General features: G+C 69.8%; 6 protein-coding genes and 1 pseudogene. 6 read left to right on the top strand and 1 reads right to left on the bottom strand.

Going from position 1 to position 6,229, the window contains the following annotated elements:
• Positions 1–3: 3 nt before the first annotated feature.
• The gene (locus AB7U92_RS19855; RefSeq protein WP_428580977.1) at positions 4–963 is read right to left on the bottom strand and encodes a helix-turn-helix domain-containing protein; all 960 of its coding nucleotides are present in this window, start codon (positions 961–963) and stop codon (positions 4–6) included.
• 217 nt (positions 964–1,180) lie between these two features.
• On the opposite strand from AB7U92_RS19855, the gene AB7U92_RS19850 reads away from it, so the two are divergent.
• The 6 genes and pseudogenes from AB7U92_RS19850 to AB7U92_RS19825 form a co-directional block, all read left to right on the top strand.
• Complete coding sequence (locus tag AB7U92_RS19850; protein WP_428580974.1) at positions 1,181–2,374, top strand: amino acid ABC transporter substrate-binding protein; 1,194 nt, start codon at positions 1,181–1,183, stop codon at positions 2,372–2,374.
• 13 nt (positions 2,375–2,387) lie between these two features.
• The gene (locus AB7U92_RS19845; protein ID WP_428580971.1) at positions 2,388–3,266 is read left to right on the top strand and encodes a branched-chain amino acid ABC transporter permease; all 879 of its coding nucleotides are present in this window, start codon (positions 2,388–2,390) and stop codon (positions 3,264–3,266) included.
• Positions 3,263–4,237 carry a branched-chain amino acid ABC transporter permease gene (locus tag AB7U92_RS19840; RefSeq protein WP_428580968.1) on the top strand — a complete coding sequence of 325 codons (975 nt, stop codon included), beginning with the start codon at positions 3,263–3,265 and terminating at the stop codon, positions 4,235–4,237. Before AB7U92_RS19845 ends, AB7U92_RS19840 begins: the two co-directional genes overlap by 4 nt.
• Entirely contained in the window at positions 4,234–4,980 is a 747-nt protein-coding gene (locus AB7U92_RS19835) for an ABC transporter ATP-binding protein (RefSeq protein ID WP_428580965.1), read from the top strand. Before AB7U92_RS19840 ends, AB7U92_RS19835 begins: the two co-directional genes overlap by 4 nt.
• Positions 4,977–5,438 (top strand): annotated as a pseudogene (locus AB7U92_RS19830) (ATP-binding cassette domain-containing protein); the annotation flags it as partial. The gene AB7U92_RS19835 and the pseudogene AB7U92_RS19830, both read left to right, overlap by 4 nt.
• A gap of 321 nt (positions 5,439–5,759) precedes the next feature.
• Positions 5,760–6,229: aldehyde dehydrogenase family protein (locus AB7U92_RS19825; protein ID WP_428580980.1), on the top strand; the 470-nt coding region annotated here is incomplete at its 3' end.

Here is a 6,229-nt window from a genome sequence, read left to right as displayed (position 1 = left end):
CGCTCAGGCCGCCGCGCCGCGCCGGTAGTCGCTCGGCGGCAGCCCCAGGTGCGCGCGGAACACGCGGCTGAAGTGCGCCATGTTGGAGAAGCCGAAGGCGAAGGCGATGTCGGTGATCGAGCGGTGCGCCTGCGCGCGGTCGTCGAAGCAGCGGCGGCAGCCCTCCAGCCGCCGGCGCAGGATGTAGCCGGCCACGCCGTCGGGCTCTTCGGCGAAGGCGTTGTAGAGCTGGCGGCGGCTGCAGTTCAGCGCCAGCGCGATGCTGTCGACGCTGAGCGCCGGGTCGCCGAGGCGCTCGCCCACGTGCTGCTTGATGCGCTCGCGCAGCGCCTCGCGCTGCGTCACCGCGGTGCCGATGCCGGCCAGATCCAGCATCGAAAGGTGCACCAGCTGCGTGATGGCGTCGCCCACGCCGCGCGCGGCGGTCTCCGACATGCCGGGCAGCTCGCGGTAGGCGTTGCGCATGGTCTCCAGCGCGATGCGCGCGACGCCGCCGCTGCCGCCGAGGCGGCGCGCCATCAGCGGGTCGAGCGCGAGGCCGCGCTCCACCAGGCGATCCTTCGGCACCATCACGATCAGGTGCTCCACGCGCACCGGGTTGGCCACCGCGTAGCTGTCGGTGGTGTCGTAGATGCTCCACTGGTCGGGCGTCACCCAGGCCTCGCGGCCCTTCTGCTCGACGCCGGCGCAGCCCACCCAGGGCGCGACGATCTTCAGGTAGCCGACCTCCGACTGCCGCACCAGCGAGGCCGAGCGCATCACGCGGTGGCGGTTGGCTTCCAGACGCGTCAGCACGATGTCGCCGGCGCGCACGGTGGCCATGCGGCCGTCGAATTCGGTGTCGCCGTACAGGTCTGAGTCGAGGCCGTGGAAGAGCTTGTGGATCCAGTCGGCCCAGAAGCCCGGCCGCTCGGCGGCCGCGACCTGCTCGGTGCTCATCGCGCTGACGACGGGATGGGTCATGACGGACTCCGGTGGATGCGCGAGCGTAGCGACGCGGCATTGACCCCTCAAGCCTTGGGGACGGGGGATCGGGAAAGCCCTAGGCCGCCTGCACGGATCGTCAAGCGCGGCTGCACGTTCGGCAAAGCCGCGCCGGCTGCGTCCCCGAACAATCCGCTCCCGTCAGACCCGTCCACCGGCCGACGCGAGCCGGGGCTTCCACCCAAGGAGACAGACCATGAGCACCCGCCGTACCGTCGTCCAGGCGCTCGCCGCCTCGTCCGCCGCGCTGGCCTTCCCGTCGATCGTGCGCGCCCAGGCCGCGCCGGTGCGCATCGGCTATGCCATCGCCCGCACCGGCCCCTGGACCACCGGCGCGCAGGTGAGCCAGGAGCCCAACTACCTGCTGTGGGCCGAGCAGCAGAACGCCGCCGGCGGCCTGAACGTCAAGGGAACGAAGCGGCCGATCGAGCTGATCAGCAGCGACGACCAGAGCAACATCGAGACCTGCGTGCGCACCTACGAGAAGCTGATGGGCAGCGACAAGGTCGACCTGATCCTGCCGCCCTGGGGCAGCAACGCCAACTTCGCCGTCGCGCCGCTGGCCAACCGCATGGGCTACCCCTTCCTCGCGCCGACCGCGCTGAGCCGGCGGCTGATCGAGATGAAGCTGCCGTACTTCTTCCTGATGCTGCAGCAGCCCAAGCCGATGATGGATGCGCTGGTCGACATGCTCAAGGCCAACGGCGCCAAGAGTGCAGCGGTGATCTACGTCGACGACCTGTTCGGGCTGGAGAACTACGCCGCGCTGAAGGTGGCGCTGGCCGGCAGCGGCATCAGCCTCGTCGAGGACAAGAGCTACCCGCTGGGCGTGAAGGACCTGTCGCCGGTGCTGCGCTCGATGAAGGACAAGAACCCCGATGCCTTCATCGGCCTGACCTACCCGCCCGACACCATCCTGGCCAGTCGCCAGAGCAAGGAGATCGGCTTCAACCCGAAGTTCTTCTACGCGAGCGTGGGCACGGCCTTCCAGCTCTACCGCAACGTGATGGGCGCAGGCGCCGAGGGCGTTCTGGGCATGGGCTCGTGGAACGGCAAGACCAGCCCGGGCGCCAAGGCCTACTTCGATGCCCACGTGAAGAAGTTCGGTGCGGCCAAGGAGCCGGACCGCTGGGCCAGCGGCGCCACCTGGGCTTCGCTGGAGATCCTCACCGCGGCGGTGGGCAAGGTCGGCCTGGACCGCAAGGCGATCCGCGACTACGTGGCGGGCAACGAGCACGGCACCATCCTCGGCAAGATCAAGTTCGCCGGCAGCGAGAACGTGGGCACGCCGGGCACGGTCAGCCAGTGGCAGAAGGGCGAGTTCGAGGTGGTGTGGCCCAAGGCCAATGCCACCGCGCCGCTGGTGGCGCAGAAGCCCGCGTGGGTCTGAGGCTGCATCGCCCGTGACTGCCGGCGCCTGGCTCGAGCTGATCGCCTCCGGTCTGATCACCGGAGGCGTGTATGCGCTCGTCGCGCTGGGCCTCAACCTCCAGTACGGCCTGATGCGCATCCTGAACATCGCGCACGGCGAGTTCCTGATGGTCGGGGCCTTCCTCACCTGGATGGCCAGCACGCAGCTCGGCATCTCGCCGCTGCTGATGATCCCGATCGCCTTCGCGCTGCTGATGGCGGTCGGCCTCGGTGTGCACCGCCTGGTGTTCCGGCGCCTGACCCGCACCAGCCCCAACCTCGACATCTTCGAGGCGCGCGGCCTGATGGTCAGCTTCGGCCTGATGTTCCTGGTGCAGAACTTCGCGCAGATGGCCTGGGGCGGCGACCTGCGCGGCTACGACTTCCTCACCGAGCCGGTGGCCATCGGCTCGGCGCAGTTCGCTGCCAACAAGCTGCTGTTGCTGGCGCTGGCGCTGGCTTTCAGCGCGGCGCTGATCGTGACGCTGAAGAAGACGCTGTACGGCAAGGGCGTGCGCGCGCTGATGCAGTCGCCCACCGGTGCGCAGCTGGTCGGCATCGACACCGAGCGGCTGCACCCGATGATGTTCGGCGTGGGCCTGGGCCTGTCGGGCGTGGCCGGCTGCCTGCTGTCGATGACCTACACCATCTCGCCGAGCATGGGCGAACCCTACACGGTGACGGCGCTGATCGTCATCACGCTCGGCGGCTTCGGCAGCATGAGCGGCGCGCTGGTCGGCGGCCTCGCGCTCGGCGTGGCCGAGGCGATCGGCATGCACTTCACCAACCCCTCGCTCAAGTCGCTGCTGTCGTACGGCATCTTCATCGCCGTGCTGCTGTGGCGGCCCAACGGCCTGTTTGCCCGCAAATGAACACCCGGCGCGATCTGCTCGTCCTCTTCGCGCTGGCCGGCTGGGCGCTGGCGGTGCCGCATTACGGCAGCGAGTTCGCCATCTCGATGGCGCTCACCTGCCTGATGTACGTGGCGCTGTCGTCGAGCTGGAGCCTGTTCTGCGGCACCACGCGCTACCTGTCGCTGGCCACCTCGGCTTTCTTCGGCATCGGCGCCTATACCAGCGCGCTGCTGCTCGAATCGCAAGGCTGGTGGGCGGCGATCGCGCTGGGCGCCGCCATCGCCGCCGCCGTGGCGGTGGTGATGGGTGCAGCGGTGCTGCACTTGCGCGGCACCTACTTCGCGGTGCTCACCTTCGGCATGACCGAGCTGATCCGCCACGCCATCACCTACTGGGAGAAGCAGGTCACCGGCACCGTGGGCCGGGTGCTCGTGGTGGTGCCCGAGCGCGACACGATCTATCTCACCGTGCTGGCGCTCGCGGTGCTGGCGATCCTCGTCTCGATCCTCGTGCGGCGCAGCCGCTTCGGGCTGGCGATGCAGGGCATCGGCGCCGACGAGCAGCGGGCGCAGACGCTGGGCGTGAACACGCGCCTGGTCAAGATCGGCGGCTTCGCGATGACGGCAGCCTTTGCCGGCGCGGTGGGCGCGGCGATGAGCGTGCGCTGGACCTACATCGACCCGGCCACCGTCTTCAACCCCTTCATCGGCTTCCAGACCGTGCTGATCGCGCTGATCGGCGGCGCCGCCACCTTGTGGGGCCCGCTGATCGCAGCGATCGTCTTCAGCCTGCTGGCCGAGACGCTGCGCCTGCAGCTGCCGCAGCTGTACATGATGACGTTGGGGCTGCTGCTGATCCTCTCGGTGCTCTACCTGCCCGGCGGCCTGGCCTCGCTGCGGCGAGAGACCTTCACGATGTGGCGTGACGACGTGCGCGGCTGGTGGCGCGAGCTGCGCGCCGACAAGAGCAAGAAGGCGGCGGCGACATGAACGGCCATCCGCTTCTCGAAGCCCGTGGCGTGACGGTGCGCTTCGGCGGCCTGACCGCCGTCGACAACGTCAGCGCCGCCTTCGCGCCGGGCGAGCTGGTCGGCATCATCGGGCCCAACGGTGCGGGCAAGACCACCTTCTTCAACGCACTCTCGGGCGTGGTGGAGCCGACCGCGGGCGAGCTCTACGCCGGCGGCTCGCGGCTGACCGGCGCCAAGCCGCACCGATTCGCCCAGCAGGGCGTCGCGCGCACTTTCCAGACGCCGCGCGTCTTCGCCGAACTCAGCGTCGCGGCCAACATCGATTTCGGCCTGCAGTTCGCCGGCCGGCAGCGCAGCGGCTCCTGGCTGCTCAAGGACGAGGCGAGCATCCTCAACCTCATCGGTCTGGCCGCGCAGGCGAGCCTGCCCGCCGCCGCCATCACGCCCAGCCAGCAGCGCCTGCTGGAGATCGGCATGGCGCTGGCCACGCGGCCGAAGCTGTTGCTGCTCGACGAGGTGGCCGCCGGCCTGACCGAGAGCGAGATCGAGAACATGGCGCAGCTGATCCGTCGCCTGCGCGACGATCTGGACCTCACCGTGATCTGGATCGAGCATGCCGTGACCACGCTGCTTCGCCACGTGGAGCGCGTGCTGGTGCTGCACCAGGGCCGCAAGATCGCCGACGGCACGCCAGCCGAGGTGGTGCGCAATGCGGAGGTGGTCGAGGCCTACCTCGGCGACGAAATGGTCGAGACGGCATGAAGAACGACATCGAGGCGATGCTCGCCCGCAAGCTCGCGCACCTCAAGATCGAGGGCCTGAGCGCCGGCTACGGCCCCTTCCTCGTGCTGCGCGACCTGAAGCTCGAGGCGCGCCCGGGCCTGACGGTGATCCTCGGACCCAACGGCGCCGGCAAGACCACGCTGCTGAAGGCCATCGCGGGCCTCATCCCGCGCGGCGGCACACTCAAGCTCGACGACGAGGAGATCGAGCGCGACGCCAAGACCTCCGACATCGTCAAGCGCGGCATCGCGCTGGTCGCCGAAGGCCGCCAGCTGTTCCCGCAGATGACGGTGGCCGAGAACCTCGAGCTCGGCGGCTGGCTGGTCGGCCCCGAGGAGCGGGCGAAGCGGCTTGAGCAGGCCTTCACCGATTTCCCCAAGCTGCGCGAACGCGCCCACCAGCTCGCCGGCACGATGAGCGGCGGCGAGCAGCAGATGGTGGCTGTCGCCCGCGCGATGATGAGCGCGCCGCGCCTCCTGATGCTCGACGAGCCCTCGCTCGGCCTCGCGCCGAAGATGGTCGACGAGCTGCTGGCCATCGCGCGGCGCATCGCCGACGCGGGCACCACCGTGCTGATGGTCGAGCAGAACGTGCGCAAGGCGCTCGCCGTGGCCGACCGCGGCTACGTGCTCGAGCGCGGCAAGCTCGTGGCCAGCGGGCCGGCCTTCCTGCTTGCGCGCTCTACCGTCATCTGTCACGCCTACCTGGGCCAGGGCTCTGGCACCACCGCATCCCAAGCTGCACACAAGGAGCACACCATGTCCGACCTGTCGATGCTGATCAACGGCCTGGCCGTCTCGGCCGAGAAGGGCGCCACCTTCGAGCGCCGCAACCCGCTGGATGGCTCGGTCGCCACGCGCGCGCCGGCGGCGAGCGAGGCCGATGCCGTGGCCGCGGTGGAAGCCGCCGCCGAAGCCTTCAAGACCTGGAGCCAGACCGGCCCCGGCGAGCGCCGCGCGCTGCTGCTCAAGGCCGCCGATGCGCTGGAGGCCAAGACGCCGAAGTTCTGCGAAGCCGTGCCCGCCGAGACGGGCGGCACCGCGATGTGGGCCGGCTTCAACGTGATGCTGGCCGCCGGCATGCTGCGCGAGGCGGCATCACTCACCACGCAGATCAGCGGCGAGGTGATTCCGTCCGACGTGCCCGGCTCGCTGGCCATGGGCGTGCGCCAGCCGGCCGGCGTGGTGCTGGGCATCGCGCCGTGGAACGCGCCGATCATCCTGGGCGT

It is taken from the genome of Piscinibacter sp., assembly GCF_050175855.1.
Classification (GTDB): Bacteria; Pseudomonadota; Gammaproteobacteria; order Burkholderiales; family Burkholderiaceae_C; genus Piscinibacter.
The sequence above is the reverse complement of the archived record's forward strand: the minus strand, read 5'-3'. Positions and strand labels throughout refer to the sequence as shown.